The 15,026-nt window shown below is 70.4% G+C and carries 9 protein-coding genes; 5 read left to right on the forward strand and 4 right to left on the reverse strand.

Annotation, left to right across the window (positions count from 1 at the left end; genetic code table 11):
• Positions 1–59 precede the first annotated feature (59 nt).
• A complete protein-coding gene (locus tag LX14_RS03280) occupies positions 60–2,048 on the forward strand; it encodes an OPT family oligopeptide transporter (protein ID WP_253645841.1) in 1,989 nt (662 codons plus the stop codon).
• A gap of 24 nt (positions 2,049–2,072) precedes the next feature.
• On the opposite strand, the gene LX14_RS03285 is transcribed toward LX14_RS03280, so the two are convergent.
• Positions 2,073–2,669, reverse strand: a complete 597-nt coding sequence (locus LX14_RS03285; protein WP_253645842.1) for a TetR/AcrR family transcriptional regulator — start codon at positions 2,667–2,669, stop codon at positions 2,073–2,075.
• A 158-nt stretch (positions 2,670–2,827) separates the two neighbouring features.
• Here LX14_RS03285 and LX14_RS03290 point away from each other — a divergent pair, with 158 nt between their 5' ends.
• On the forward strand, positions 2,828–3,400 hold the full coding sequence (locus LX14_RS03290) for a DUF308 domain-containing protein (protein WP_253645843.1): 573 nt from the start codon (positions 2,828–2,830) through the stop codon (positions 3,398–3,400).
• 407 nt (positions 3,401–3,807) lie between these two features.
• Here LX14_RS03290 and LX14_RS03295 read toward each other — a convergent pair whose 3' ends face one another.
• The 3 genes from LX14_RS03295 to purL form a co-directional block, all read right to left on the reverse strand.
• Positions 3,808–4,887 carry an NAD(P)H-dependent amine dehydrogenase family protein gene (locus LX14_RS03295; protein ID WP_253645844.1) on the reverse strand — a complete coding sequence of 360 codons (1,080 nt, stop codon included), beginning with the start codon at positions 4,885–4,887 and terminating at the stop codon, positions 3,808–3,810.
• Between the two features lie 104 nt (positions 4,888–4,991).
• Entirely contained in the window at positions 4,992–5,279 is a 288-nt protein-coding gene (locus LX14_RS03300) for a hypothetical protein (RefSeq protein ID WP_253645845.1), read from the reverse strand.
• A gap of 440 nt (positions 5,280–5,719) precedes the next feature.
• Positions 5,720–8,005: a phosphoribosylformylglycinamidine synthase subunit PurL gene (gene purL, locus LX14_RS03305; RefSeq protein WP_253645846.1), complete on the reverse strand. Its 2,286-nt coding sequence runs from the start codon at positions 8,003–8,005 to the stop codon at positions 5,720–5,722.
• A gap of 115 nt (positions 8,006–8,120) precedes the next feature.
• Here purL and eccA point away from each other — a divergent pair, with 115 nt between their 5' ends.
• The 3 genes from eccA to LX14_RS03320 all read left to right on the forward strand — a co-directional run bounded on the left by eccA (position 8,121) and on the right by LX14_RS03320 (position 14,980).
• Positions 8,121–9,914 carry a type VII secretion AAA-ATPase EccA gene (gene eccA, locus LX14_RS03310; RefSeq protein ID WP_253645847.1) on the forward strand — a complete coding sequence of 598 codons (1,794 nt, stop codon included), beginning with the start codon at positions 8,121–8,123 and terminating at the stop codon, positions 9,912–9,914.
• Positions 9,915–10,047: 133 nt separating this feature from the next.
• Positions 10,048–13,476, forward strand: a complete 3,429-nt coding sequence (locus LX14_RS03315) for an ATP-binding protein (protein WP_253645848.1) — start codon at positions 10,048–10,050, stop codon at positions 13,474–13,476.
• Between the two features lie 106 nt (positions 13,477–13,582).
• Positions 13,583–14,980 carry an FAD-binding oxidoreductase gene (locus tag LX14_RS03320; protein WP_253645849.1) on the forward strand — a complete coding sequence of 466 codons (1,398 nt, stop codon included), beginning with the start codon at positions 13,583–13,585 and terminating at the stop codon, positions 14,978–14,980.
• The last annotated feature ends 46 nt before the right edge of the window (positions 14,981–15,026 follow it).

Below are 15,026 nucleotides of genomic sequence, written 5' to 3' on the forward strand. Positions count from 1 at the left end.
TCGCATACTCGACGGGCCGGATCCCGACGGGCGCCGGAGTCGACGAGAGGGAGCCGGGCATGGCGTTGAGCACCGAGAGCAGGCAGGACATCAAGGAGTTGACCGTCCGAGGGGTCGTCCTCGGTGGTCTCATCACCCTGGTCTTCACCGCGGCCAACGTCTACCTGGGCCTCAAGGTCGGTCTGACGTTCGCGACATCGATCCCCGCCGCGGTCATCTCGATGAGCGTGCTGCGGTACTTCCGCGACCACACCGTGGTCGAGAACAACATCGTGCAGACCATCGCCTCGGCGGCAGGGACGTTGTCCGCCATCATCTTCGTGCTCCCGGGCCTCATCATGGTCGGGTGGTGGACCGGCTTCCCCTACTGGACGACGGTCGCGGTGTGCGCCATGGGCGGCATCCTCGGCGTGATGTACTCGATCCCGCTACGGCGGGCGCTCGTCACCGGATCCGACCTCCCCTATCCCGAGGGTGTCGCGGGTGCGGAGGTCCTCAAGGTCGGTGACTCCGCGGCCGGCGCGGAGGACAACCGTGGCGGCCTGCGGATCCTCAGTGTCGCGGCGGTCGTCGCGGCAGCGTTCTCGCTCGTCGCCTCCCTCAAGGTGCTGAGCAACTCGGTGTCGGCGGCGTTCCGTGTCGGGTCGGGCGGGACGATGTTCGGCGCGAGCCTGTCGTTGGCGTTGATCGGCGTCGGCCACCTGGTGGGGATCACCGTCGGCATCGCGATCTTCATCGGTCTGATCATCTCCTACGGCGTCCTCGTCCCCATCCGGACATGGGGCGACCTGCCGTCCGGCGAGACCCTCTCCGACGCGGTCTCGTCGGTGTTCTCCTCCGACGTCCGCTTCATCGGCGCCGGCACCATCGCCGTGGCCGCCATCTGGACCCTGCTGCGCATCTTGCGGCCGATCGCGACGGGGATCGTGAGTTCGGCCCGTTCAGCGCGACTGCGGCGATCCGGTGAGACCGTCGACATCACCGAGCGCGACATCCCCGTGCAGATCGTCGGTGGCGTCGCGGTCCTGATGCTCATCCCGATCGGCTTCCTCCTGTTCGACTTCATCAGCGGCACAGCGCTCGACGGGAACGCCGCCGGGATCATCGCCGTCTCGCTGGTGTTCGTGCTCGTCCTCGGATTGCTGATCGCGGCGGTGTGCGGCTACATGGCCGGACTCATCGGATCGTCGAACAGTCCCATCTCGGGTGTCGGCATCCTCGTCGCGATCGGTGCGGCCCTGCTCATCAAGGTCACGTTCGGCAGCGCCGACCCCGGGCAGTCGACGGCACTGGTCGCGTTCACGCTCTTCACCACCGCGGTGGTGTTCGGTGTCGCCACCATCTCCAACGACAACCTGCAGGACCTCAAGACGGGTCAGCTCGTCGGGTCGACGCCGTGGAAACAGCAGGTCGCGTTGATCATCGGCGTGTTGTTCGGGTCGGCCGTGATCCCGCCGATCCTGCAGTTGATGCAGACGGCGTTCGGTTTCGTGGGCGCGCCCGGGGCCGGCGACGACGCACTGGCCGCCCCGCAGGCATCGCTGATCTCGTCGCTGGTGGACGGCGTGTTCGGTGGTTCGATCGACTGGGCGCTGATCGGGGTGGGCGCGCTGATCGGGCTCGGCGTCATCCTCGTCGACGAGATCCTGGGCAGGACGACGCGGTTCCGCGTACCGCCGCTGGCCGTCGGTCTCGGGATGTACCTGCCGATCTCGCTCACCGTCATCATCCCGATCGGCGCACTCCTCGGCTTCTTCTACAACCGATGGGCCGACGGCCGCGCCAACCCCGGCCGCACCAAGCGGATGGGCACACTGCTCGCCTGCGGCCTGATCGTCGGCGAGTCGTTGTTCGGCGTGGTGTTCGCGGCCATCGTCGCCGCCACCGGAGACGACTCCCCGCTGGCGATCGTGGGCGACGGCTTCGACAACCCGGCACAGATCATCGGCGGCATCGTCTTCATCCTGCTGGTCGCGTGGCTCTACCGATGGACCTCGCGCACGGCGACGTCGACACCCGCCGACACCGCCGACGCGTCCACGCTCTGATCGCACCAGGGGCCGTCGCGACCCTCAGCTCCTGTTCGCGTCGATGACGGAGGTGAACGCACCGGCAAGGGCGTCCGCGACGGTGGAGGGCGTCCCGAGGTAGCCGTTCACCATCGCGCCGTCGCGAAGGAGCATCAATTGCCGTGCGGTGGCGTGGGTGTCACCCACCCCGGCCTCGGCGGCGATGTCGGCGAAGGTGTCGAGCAGCCACCGGCGGTGGCCGTCGACGACGCCGCGCACCGGGTCATCTGGGTCGGAGAACTCGGCAGCGGCGTTGATGAACGCGCAGCCCCGGAACCCGGGTCCGCAGCTCGCGGCTCCGAGATCCGCGGCGAGAGCGCGCAGGGACCCGAGCGGGTCGTCCGCGTCGTGGAGCCGTTCCATCCACTGCCGTTCGCCCGCGGCCTGGTGTTCGAGGTAGGCGACGACGAGATCGCTCTTGGTCCGGAAGTGGCGGTAGAAGGTGACCTTCGTGATCCCGACCTGCTCGATGATCCGATCCGCACTGGTCGCACGGATCCCCTGGGAGTAGAACAGCTCGTTCGCCGCCCCCAGGATCCGGTCGCGGGTGGTGGGTGCCGACCGCGGTGTCGCGGTGCCCTCTGACGTGTCCGCCGACATGACTGACTCCCTCCCACTCCACGGTCACCCTACGGACCGACCACCGCCCGCTGACCGTCTATTGCGCTCACGGGTGGAGCCGTCTAGCGTCCATGTAGACGTACTAGTAACTCTACTAGTTCGTCCGCCACCCGGATCCCCCACGGAAGAAGCCTGCGATGACCCACTCCACAACCCGAACGCCGTCCGAGTTCCTCACCGGCCTCCGCGCGGTCTACGCGGTCCGCTCCGCCTTCGCGGTCGTGTGGGCCCTGGCCCTGGTCGTCGCCATGCCCCATGTGGGCCCCCTGTTGACCGCGCTCCTGGTCATCTACCCCGTCGTCGACGCCGGTGCCGTCTACGTCCAGAGCCGATCGGGCCGTCCTGCGTCGACGCCACGGGTCACCGAGAGGATCAACATCGTCGTCAGCGTCGTCGTCGCGGTTGCGGTCGGCGTGGCCTCGACGACTTCCGTCGCCGCAGCCGTCGGAGTGTGGGGAGCCTGGGCCATGCTCTCCGGAGTCGCCCAACTGATCACCGCTCTACAGCGGCGTCAGGCCGGCGGGCAGATCGCGCAGATTGTCAGCGGCGCGATCTCCGTGGTCGCCGGCCTGACGTTCCTCGCGCAGGCAGCACAGGGCACCGACAGCGTCACGAGCGTCGGCGGTTACGCACTTTTGGGCGGGTTCTTCTTCCTGGTGTCGGCCATCCACATGACCATGATTCTGCGCAGGACAGCCATGCATGCCTGAGCGATCGTGAAATTCTCTGTGTCACACCATGCGTCACTCGACACGACTCGGCCGTGGTTGCGCAGCAGGCCGCAGACTCACCTGTCCTGGTCGTGGCTCAGTAGCGGCGGCTTCGCGACGTGAAGTCCATCCCGCCACCGGACAGCAGGATGTAGGCCACCGTCGCCGCACCCACCACGAAAAGTGTCACCATCGGGTCTGTCCTCCTCTGCGCCCGGGGAGTGAGAGCAGCTGTGCCGCAATCGTCGACGGCTCCCCCGGCACGTGAGGTCAACGATATGGGCACGCCGACAGGCCCGCCCTCTCGGACGCGTGCGAGTTCGCCTACATGCCGTCCGCCCAGTGGCGCGCACCACGAAGATCAACCGCGCCGCCGGTGACCCGGGTCACCCGACGACGGTGCGGCCTCAGGTGCCGGCGACGAGCCCGCGGCCGGTGACGAGCGGGAGTTCCAGGGCGGTCACCAGACCGGGCTCGGCCGCGACGACGGCTTCGACCGCGTTCACCAGCCGCATGGCGGTGGTGATCATGCCGGAGATGTTGTGATCGCCGTTCTCGCCCCTGTGGACGAAGTCGACGGTCATCATCGGCTCACCGGTGATCTCGATGCGGTAGCACCCGTCGCCGGTGGTCGGTGTCGGCCAGTCGGGACGTTGTTCCGGGTGTGTGCGGGTGATGTGGTCGAGCACAACGCGTTCGACGCCGTCGACGAGACCCGCCACCTGGAACCGCACCGCCGCCATCGTCCCCGTGGCGATGTCGACGGACACGGTCGAGATGTCCTCCTCGGCCGCGTACTTCTCGACGTGTTCGACCAGCGGTTCGTCGAGCACGAGGTCCAGTCCCGCGGCGATCTGGCGGACCACACTCCCCCACGCCATCGACAACACCCCTGGGGTGAACAGCATCGGAGTCTCGTCGAGCGGCTTGCCGAAGCCGAAGATGTCGCGCATGACCACGGGTTGGTAATACGTCGAGTAGTCCGCGATCTCGTAGCACCGCACCTGGTCGATCCGCTGCGACAGGCTCGTCATGGCCAGGGGCAGCACGTCGTTGGCGAATCCCGGGTCGATGCCGTTGACGTGCAGGCTGGCGCCGCCCCGCACGCCGGCGTCATGGACGCGTGCGACGAGGTCGTCGGGGACGACACCCTTCGGGAACTGCAGGAGCACCGGGCCCGACGACACGACGTTGATGCCGTTCTCCAGGAAGAAGACGAGGTCGTCGATGGCCTCGAAGATGCGGTCGTCGGTCATCGCGGTGTGGACGATTGCATCCGGCTTCAGTGCGAGCAGCGCGTCGCGGTCGTTCGTCGCCTGGACGCCGAGATCCCGTCCGAGGTCGGCGAGATCACCGACGTCGCGACCGACCTTCGCCGGGTCCGACACCCACACGCCGACGAGCTCCAGCTCGGGGCGGGCGACGATGCCGGCGATCGCGTGCCGCCCCACCGTGCCGGTTGACCATTCGACCACTCGCAGTGCCATCGTCGCCTCTCGTGTTCCTCAGCCTCGTGCGCCGAGGGTAGAACACGTTCTAGTTCCGGCGTGTCCGAATCAGCGAGGCGGCACGCAGGCCATCGGTGCGCCGGTCAGGCCGACCGCAACCACCGTGTGGTCGCCGGGAGCACGAGGAGGATGACGGTGACGATCGGGAAGATCAGCCCCATGGTCGCCCCGATCCCGGAGCCCACCGCGAGTTCGACGCCACTGCTGGAGTTCGCGACCGCCGCCACGACGATGACCCCCGCGATCCCGACGAGCACCGACAGCCCGCACCCGACGAGGACCAGCGTCCGGCCGAGGATGCGTCGACGGAGCAGGAAGACGCCTCCCGCGACGAGCACGACGGCGCGCGCGAGGTTCCCGATCAGCTCCACCGCGGCGTATCCGGCGGGGTACGGCGTGCGACGAGGTCGTGCTGAGCACCGCGATGTCGCCGATGACCCCGAACAGGCCCGCCACCGCCCCGAGGAACGCGAGCACCGCAGCGATCACGGCAGTGGCCGAGGTCGGTGGCGACGAGAAGGTGACACCTCCACCGGGGTGCTGCGGATACCCCGGCACGCCATGACCCTGCGGAGCGCCGTAGCCGGGCGGCGGTGGGTAGCCCTGCGGGGGTCCGTAACCGGTCGGCGGTCCGTAGCCCTGCGGGGGTCCGTAGCCCTGCGGGGGTCCGTAACCCTGCGGCGATCCGTAGCCGGGAGGCGGTCCGTACGACGGGGGCTGTCCCCCTCCGCGGTTCGGATGGTCCCCGTGGTCCGGACCGGTCATCGCTGCCTCCCTGAGCCGTGTGGTCACAACCGCACGATGGTACGACTCAGCCGAACAGCGCCGGCAACGTGGCCTCGTGGGTCTCGCGCAACTCCTGCAACGACACCGAGAAGTGGTCCTGGATCTCGACGGAGTCCATCGCCTGATCGGCGACGCCGACGCGGTCCCACGGCAGCTGTCGTGCGTCGAGCATGGCCGTGAACCGTGTCTCCTCGGATCGCGGGACGGCGACCAGCACGCGACCGGCGGACTCGGAGAACAGGTACACGAACGGGTCGGCGCCCTCGGGCAGCACGATGCGCGCGCCGGACTCGCCGGCGAGCGCGGCTTCGACGATCGTCTGCGCGAGTCCACCCTCGGAGAGGTCGTGCGCGGCCGAGATCAGTCCGTCGCGCGATGCGGCGGTGAGGATCTCGGAGATGAGGCGCTCGCGGTCGAGGTCGACCGCGGGCGGGACGCCGCCGAGGTGGTCGTGGACGACCTGCGCCCAGATGGACCCGTCGAACTCGTCGCGGGTCTCCCCCAGGAGGATCAGCGTCTCGCCGGGCTCGGCGCCGAAACCGGTGGGGATGCGGCGGTGGACGTCGTCGATGACACCCAGGACGCCGACCACCGGGGTCGGGAGGATGGGCGTCGAGCCGGTCTGGTTGTAGAAGCTGACGTTGCCGCCGGTGACCGGGATGCCGAGATGCGCGCAGCCGTCGGCCAGTCCACGCACGGCCTGGGAGAACTGCCACATCACGGCCGGGTCCTCCGGCGACCCGAAGTTCAGGCAGTTCGTCACCGCGGTCGGGGACGCGCCGGTGACGGCGACGTTGCGGTAGGCCTCCGCCAGGGCGAGCTGGGCGCCCCGGTAGGGATCGAGGTAGGTGTACCGACCGGAGGCGTCGGTCGCCAGAGCGATTCCACGACCGGACGATTCGTCGATGCGGAGGACACCGGAGTCGGCGTACTCGGCGAGGACGGTGTTGCCGCGGACGTAGCGGTCGTACTGCTCGGTGATGAACTTGCGGCTGCACAGTGCCGGTGAGGCGATCATGCGCAGCAGCGTCTCCCGCAGCTCGTCCGAGGTCGACGGGCGTGCGAGACCGGCCGTCGTCGACGCGACCACCTCGTCCTGCCAGGCAGGACGCTCCACGGGACGCTGGTAGACGGGGCCCTCGTGGGCGACGGTCCGGGGCGGCACGTCGACGACGGTCTCACCGTGCCAGGTGATCTCGAGCCGGTCGCCGTCGGTGACCTCGCCGATGTCGGTGGCCAGGACGTCCCACTTGTGGCAGACGTCCATGAACGCGTCGACGTTCTCCGGGCTGACGACCGCACACATGCGTTCCTGGGACTCGCTCGAGAGCACCTCGGCGGGTGTCATACCCACGGCGCGCATCGGCACCTTCTCGAGGTCGACGTGCATCCCGCCGTCACCCGCGGCGGCGAGTTCCGATGTGGCGCAGGCGAGACCGGCGCCGCCGAGATCCTGGATGCCGATCACCAGACCCGCGTGGTACAGCTCGAGGCAGCACTCGATGAGCACCTTCTCGGTGAACGGGTCGCCCACCTGTACCGACGGCAGCTTCTTGCGGTTCGGCCCCGCTTCCCCGGAGTCGTCGAACGTCTCCGACGCCAGGACCGACACGCCACCGATGCCGTCGAGGCCGGTCCGCGCGCCGAACAGGATGATCTTGTTGCCCGCACCCGAGGCGAACGCCAGGTGCAGGTCCTCGGTGCGGAGGACGCCCGCGCACAGCGCGTTCACGAGTGGGTTGCCGGCGTAGCTGGGGTCGAAGACGGTCTCGCCACCGACGTTGGGCAGGCCGAGGGAGTTGCCGTAGCCACCCACACCGCGCACCACACCGTCGACCACGCGACGGGTGTCGGGGGCATCGGCGGCGCCGAACCGCAATTGGTCCATGACCGCGATCGGACGCGCACCCATCGCCATGATGTCGCGGACGATGCCGCCGACGCCGGTCGCGGCGCCCTGATACGGCTCGACGTAGGACGGGTGGTTGTGCGACTCGACCTTGAACGTGACGGCCCACCCGTCACCGATGTCGACGACGCCGGCGTTCTCGCCGATCCCGGCGAGCATCGACGACCGCATCTCCTCGGTGGTCGTCTCGCCGAAGTAGCGCAGGTGCACCTTCGACGACTTGTAGCTGCAGTGCTCGGACCACATCACCGAGTACATCGCCAGCTCGGCGTCGGTGGGGCGCCGGCCGAGGATCTCGCGGATACGCGCGTACTCGTCGTCCTTCAACCCGAGCTCGCGGTACGGCTGCGGGGTGTCGGGGGTGTCGGTTGCGTGGGTGACGGTATCGACCTGTGCGCTCACCGCGCCATCGTATTCGGTGTCGCCGATCACGTCGTGGCCGGTCACCGGCGGCCGGAGCGGCGTTGACTAGGGTGGGCGCGAGCATTCGTGTGTTTGTGCAGCGAGGGGGCGCACCGTGGGTGACATCCGGCAGGCGCGGCGGTTGTTCGACTTCGGGATCCTGTCTCTCGGACTCCCCGTCGACGGCCAGGAGGCCCCGCGGGATCCGGCGCAGGCAGCACTCGCCTTCCAGCGCGCATCCGAGTTCGCCCCGGAGATGGCCGACGCCTGGTTGGGCCGCATGGCCTGCGGTGACGACGCGTCGCACAACCTGCTGAACCTCTACCGCACACGCGGGTCGCTGCATGCCGAACTGCGCCGACTCGGGCTGCCACCCGGGACGCTGGTCGGTCGCTTCGCCACCGGCCTCTACATCGACTACCCGATCACCTCGACCACCGACGTGATCGCCGCATACGCGGCGTCGCTCGTCACCGGGCTCGATCACACCGGCGCCGAGGAGGTGCTCGCCGAGATCCCCGCCCACGAGGCGACACCGATCGTGACCTACATCCGCGCGATGCTGCACTTCACCACGCAGCGCTGGCCCGACGTCCTGTCGGTGCTCTCGAGCGCGGCGGCGGGGTGGACCGACGAGTACATGGTGGCCGGCGCGAACGTGATGATCGGCTCGGCCTGCGCGCAGCTCGGCATGTTCACCGAGGCCAACCGACGCCTCGAGGAGGCGGAGTCCGGCCCGATACCCGCGGCGGCGACGGCAGCGATGTTCACCCACGGCCTGGTGTTGCGGGAGGAGGGCCACGAGGAGAAGGCGCGCGCCCTGTTCGAGCAGGTCTACTCGCGTGATCCGGGCTTCGCGGCCAACGCCGAGGCGCTGCGCGATCCGCGGTACCGGCTCGTCGTCGTCGATCCCGAGCGCATCGCCCGACGCACCGACAAGTGGGACCCGGCGTCGGTGCCGGAGGAGACGATCGGTGTCGACCTGTCCGCGACCGGCAACGACCGCCTCACCGAGGCCAAGGCGGAACTCGAGCGACAGGTCGGCCTCGGCTCGGTGAAGACCCAGGTCGCGAAGCTCTCGTCGGCGGTGGCACTGGCCAAGGTCCGCGCCGACAAGGGGCTCGCGAGCCAGTCCCGCAGCCTGCACCTCGCCTTCACCGGCCCTCCCGGCACCGGCAAGACGACGATCGCCCGCATCATCGCCAAGACGTACTGCGGTCTGGGACTGCTCAAGTCCGACTCGATCGTCGAGGCGAGCCGACGCGACATGGTCGGCGAACACCTCGGCAGCACCGCGCCCAAGACGTCGGCGCTCATCGACCGCGCGCTCGACGGGGTGCTCTTCATCGACGAGGCCTACACGCTCATCCAGACCGGGCTGTCGGGCGGTGACGCGTTCGGACGCGAGGCCGTCGACACGCTGCTGGCGCGGATGGAGGACAACCGCGACCGCCTCGTCGTGATCATCGCCGGATACGACGGCGAGATCGACCGACTGCTCTCTGCCAACGACGGCCTGGCGTCCCGCTTCGCCCGGCGCATCCGCTTCGAGTCCTACCGACCGAACGAACTCGCGGAGATCGCCGAGGTCATCGCCAGGGCTCGCGACTCGCAGCTGCCCGCGTCGTCGGTGCGGGTGATCCAGGAGGCGTGCATGCCGCTCTACTCCTCGATGGTCACCGACCAGAGCGGCAACCAGGTCCGTCTCATCGACCTCGCCGGCAACGGTCGCTTCATCCGCAACGTGATCGAGTCCGCGGAGGAGGAGCGCGAGTTCCGCCTGAGCTCGGGCGAGATCGACATCGCCGACCTCGACGCCGACGCCCTCATGCGCATCGAACCGTCCGACGTGCAGACCGCGATCGACCAGATCCTGACGTCGATGAACCTGAACACCCGCATGCGCTGACCTCGCACGACGTCCTCCCCCGCGAGCGGGCGAACCCCCTGCGCGTCCGTCCGGGGTCCGATATAACCGGTGTGGCGCAGCGCGAGCAGCCGAGGCGGCGTCGACGAGTTGTTGCGACCTGTCGGGGAGGGCCATGCAGTATCGACTGCTCGGGCCCCTGGCGGTGACCCGGGACGGTGTCCCCTGCGATCTCGGGTCGCCCAAGCAACGCACGGTCCTCGCACTGTTGCTGCTCGACCCGGGAAGGGTCGTGTCCACCGACCGCCTCTGCGAGGCACTGTGGGGTGAGCGTCGGCCCGCCAACGCGATGTCGAGCCTGCACGCGTACATCTCGAACCTGCGGCGCATCCTGCGGGACGACGCGAGCGGGACGTCGCCCATCGTCCGACAACCGCCGGGATATCTCATCGACGTCCCCGCCGACGCCGTCGACGTGGCCGAGTTCCGCGCCCGCGCGGCGACCACGCGCGCGATGGTCGACGACCAGCGCTGGGCAGACGTGCTGGCGGAGTCGGAGCTGGCGTCGACGCTGCGGCAGGGCCCCCTCCTGGCCGACCTCGCCGACGCCGAGTGGGTCGCGCCGCACGCTGCCGCACTGGCCGACATCGACACCGAGATGCGGGAGCACCGCGTCGCGGCCCTGCTCGCCACCGAGCACCTGACCCCCGCGATCGAGGAGTCGACGGTCCTGCGGGAACAGAACCCGTTGCGCGACAGCTCGTGGTGGCTGTCGGCGGTCGCGCTGTACCGCGCCGGGCGCGCACCCGAGGCGCTCGGTGTCCTGCGCGAGCATGCCCGCCACCTCGACGCCGAACTCGGTCTGGAACCGGGCCCGGAACTGCGCGCGGTGGAGGTGTCGATCCTCAACCACGACCCGGAACTCGCGGCGTGGCCCCGCCGACCGGGATGGACCGGAGCGCAGAAGGCGCCCACCCCTGCGACCACCCGCGCCGAAGTGGCCCCCGCTCCGGCTGCGTCCCCGACATCCCTGGTCGGCAGGCGTCGCGAGGTCGACGTCATCGACCGACTCGTCGTCGACACCGTCGCGGGGACGACACGCTGGCTGACGCTCGCCGGTCCACCCGGGATCGGCAAGACCCGACTGGCCCAGCACGCGGGCACGGTCGCGGGCGCACACGGAGGCCCCGTCGTGTGGGCCCGTAACCCCGAGGAGACCGCGCCGGCGTGGTGGACCCTGCGGCAGGTGGTGCGCGGTCTCGATGGCGTCGTCGAGGTGCCCGACGGCGTCGACGCCGACACCGCGCGGTTCGCCATCTACGAGAGCGTGCAGGCCCTGGTGACCGCGGCGACCGCGTCCCGGCCGGTGACGATCGTGGTCGACGACGTGCAATGGGCCGACCCGGCGTCGCTGGGCTGCCTGACCTTCCTCACCGGCGCGCTCGTGGGGGTACCCGTGCTCGTCGTCCTCACGATCCGCGACGGCGACCACACCCCGGCGGTGTCCCGACTGCTCGCCGCCACCGCTCGGGACACCGGCAACCGCCACCTCGCGGTGCCCCCACTCAGCCCGTCGGAGGTCGCGGCGCTGGCCGATCAGGTCGCCGAGGACTCCCTCACCGACCGCGAACGCAGCGATCTCGTCGACCGCACCGGCGGCAACCCGCTGTTCGTCTCCGAGTACGCGCGACTGTCCCACGACGAGCGGGCCGGCGGCGACATCCCGGCCGCGGTGCGGTCGGTGCTGGACCGTCGCCTCGCATCGCTGCCGGAGGAGGTGGTGGAGGTCCTGCGCGTGGCGGCGGTCGTCGGCGACGCGATCGACCTGCGTGTCCTGACGGCGGTGTGTCGCCTGCCCGCCGCGGACATCGCCGACCTCCTCGACCGTGCCGCCGACCACCGCATCATCACCGCGGCCGGTGACACCGACGGATACGTCTTCGCCCACGGACTCCTGCGGCAGGAGGTGCTGGCGACCATGCGGTCGTCAGCCCGGGGGCGCACACATGCCCGCGTGGCGGACCACCTCGCCACCCTCCGGCCGACCGGCGACGTGCTCGGCCGCCGCGCGCATCACCTCGTGGCCGCAGGCCCGCTGGTCGACCCCCTCGACGTCGTCGCCGCATGCTCCGCGGCCGCCGACGACGCGGCCGCCCGCTGGAGTTCCGAGGTCGCCGCGGGATGGTGGCGCGCCGCCATCGACGCCTACGACCACGTCGAGGCCCACCGGCAGGTCGCATCCGTCCGCGACGATCTCACGATCTCGTTGCTGCAGGCCGAATCCCGCGCCGGCCGCGGCCAGACCGTCCTCGACACCGCACGCGCCCAGATGGTGGAGGCCATGGACGCCGGACGGGTGGCGACCACCGGCAGGCTCGCCGGGGCACTGCTGCGCTCGAGCGGTGGGTGGCCGTGGCAAGCCCCCAGCGCCGACCCGGGCCCACTCCTGGACGTCCTGGAGCGCGCCCGCGCCTTCACCGCCGACGACCCCGAGGCGCACACCTCCGTGCTCGCGGCCCTCGCCGTCGGCCACTGCTACAACCCCGACTCGACGGTCCCGGCCGAATGCCTCACCATCGCCGCCGATCTCGCCGCCGCATCCGACAACGACGACATGACCGCCCACGCCCTGCTGGGATACCTGCTCACCTATTCCGGTGTCGCACCGCACAGCCGCGACAGCCTGGACCGCGTGGACCGTCTGCTGTCCCTGGGTCACGCCCAGTCCCGCGTGGACACGGTGATCGGTCACTCCGTCGCGACGATGGCCGCGATGGGTCTGGGCGATGTCGCGCTCGCCGAGCACCACCTGGCCCTCGGCATCGCGGGAAGCGAGGAGCTGCGCCTGCCCGTCGTCCGTGCGCAGCTGCGCTGGATGGAGTCGACGATCGCGCTGTGGCACGGCGATCTGGCCGGGGCGCGCCGGCAGTACCAGATCGCCCGCGAGGTGCACGAGCAGACCGAGCTGTACGTGGCGGGCAGCGGGATGATCGCCCTGATGACCTACGCCTGGGAGCGGGGATCGTTGGCGGAGTTGGGTTTCGCCGCCGACGACCCGCTGCGGTGGATGCAGTCCGTCGTCGACGAAGGCGGCGACAACGGCATGGTCGGCGTGGTGGTGGCGGGCACGGCCGCCGTCGCCGGTGCCCGGGGGGACCGCACGGTGGTCGAGACGATGCTGTCGCGCTGGTGGGCCAACCGCGGCGCGCACGTGTGGACCACGTTGGGCACGGCGACGCTGCTCGCCCACGTCGCGGTCGACCTCCAACTCGCCGACCACCACGACCGGTTCATCGCCGACCTCGCGCCGTGGTCGGATCGCGTCGCGATCGTCGGTCAGGTGGGCTGCGTCGGACCGGTCGCGATGGCCCTGGCCCGGCTGTACGCCGCCACCGGACGGGTCGACGAGGCGCGGGCACATGCACTCGAGGCGCTGCGTCTCGGCGAGCGCACCGACGGTCTGCCGACCGTGCTGCGGGCCCGCCTCTGCCTCGCCCAGCTCGATCCCCCGTCGGCACGACGCGACGCCGAGCTGGCCGACATCCACGACCGTGCGCGCGCTCTGGACATGCTCGGCGTCGCCGAGGCGGTCGGCACCGGCTAGCGCCCCCACCGATCTCCAAGTTCTCTCCAAGCCGCTCGTCGCACTGTTCTCCCGAACCCGGACGACATCGTGGATCCGGGCCTGCGACAGGCGAGGAAGAGACATCATGACCGCAGTACTGCCCCCCACACCCACCGCCGACGTCGAGCTCCTCGACGCCCTGCGCGCAGACGTCACCGGCACGGTCGCCGCACCCGGCGAGCCCGGCTACGAGCGCGCGATGCCGTGGAACGTCGCCGTCCCCGTCGCACCGGCCGCCGTCGTCTTCGCCGTCGGCGCGGACGACGTCGCCGCGACGATGCGGGTCGCGGCCGCGCACGGTCTGACCGTCGCCGTGGCCGCCACCGGACACGGGGCCGTCCCGATCGACGACACCTCGGTGCTGGTCCACACCGGCGACCTCACCGAGTGCGTGGTCGACGAGGCGGGTCGCAGCGCGCGCATCGGTGCCGGCGTGCGGTGGCAGCAGGTCATCGACCTCGCCGCGCCGCATGGCCTGGCCCCGCTGGTGGGCTCGTCACCGTCCGTCGGCGTCGTCGGGTTCCTCACCGGATGCGGCATCGGCCCCTTCGTCCGCACCCACGGCCTGTCGTCGGACCACGTGCGCGCGTTCGACCTCGTCACCGGCGCCGGTGACGTCCTGCGGGTCACCCCCGACGAGCACGCGGACCTGTTCTGGGGCCTGCGCGGCGGGAAGGGGACCCTCGGGATCGTGACCGCGGTCGAGATCGACCTGCTGCCGATCGCCTCGTTCCACGGCGGCGCGCTGTACTTCGACGGCGCCGACGCCGACGCGGTCCTGCGCACCTGGCGCGACTGGAGCCTCGAACTGCCCGAGAGTGCCAACACCTCGATCGCGTTCCTGCAGTTGCCCCCGCTGCCCGACGTGCCGCCGCCGCTCGCGGGCAGGTTCACCGTCGCCGTCCGCTACACCTCGACCGCGGAGCCGACGGAGGCCGCGCGCCTCCTCGCGCCGATGCGTGCCGTCGCCGAGCCGATCATCGACATGGTCGGCGTGATGCCCTACGCGGCGATCGGTGCCGTGCACGCGGACCCGGTCGACCCCATGCCGTCGACCGAACAGCACACGCTGCTCGCAGCCCTGCCCGACGAGGCCGTCGACGCAATGATGACCGGCGCGGGACCGCAGTCGGGGTCGCCGCAGGTCATCGTCGAGATCCGTCGTCTCGGGGGTGCGTTCGCCCGGCCCGCCGCCATCGACAGCGCGTTCTGCCAGCGGGACGCGGAGTACACGCTCATGGCCATCGGCGTCCTCGCCCCGGAGATCGCGGCGATCGTGCCCGGGCACGCCGCCGGCCTCATGGCGTCGATGCAGCCGTGGTCGACGGGTGGCCGCCTGGCGAACTTCGGTGCCTCGGGCGACCCCGAGCGCATCGCGCGGTGCTACGACGAGGACACACGTCACTGGCTGGCCGCTCTGGGCGAGCAGTACGACCCTGCGGGTGTCCTGCGCGTCGGCCAGGTTGTCCGGCACCCTCGCTGAGACACCAGCGGGCCGCGGACGGCGTTTCGGCGGGCCGGTGCCGGGA

The sequence above is a fragment of the Williamsia deligens genome, assembly GCF_024171765.1.
Taxonomy (GTDB): domain Bacteria; phylum Actinomycetota; class Actinomycetes; order Mycobacteriales; family Mycobacteriaceae; genus Williamsia_A; species Williamsia_A deligens.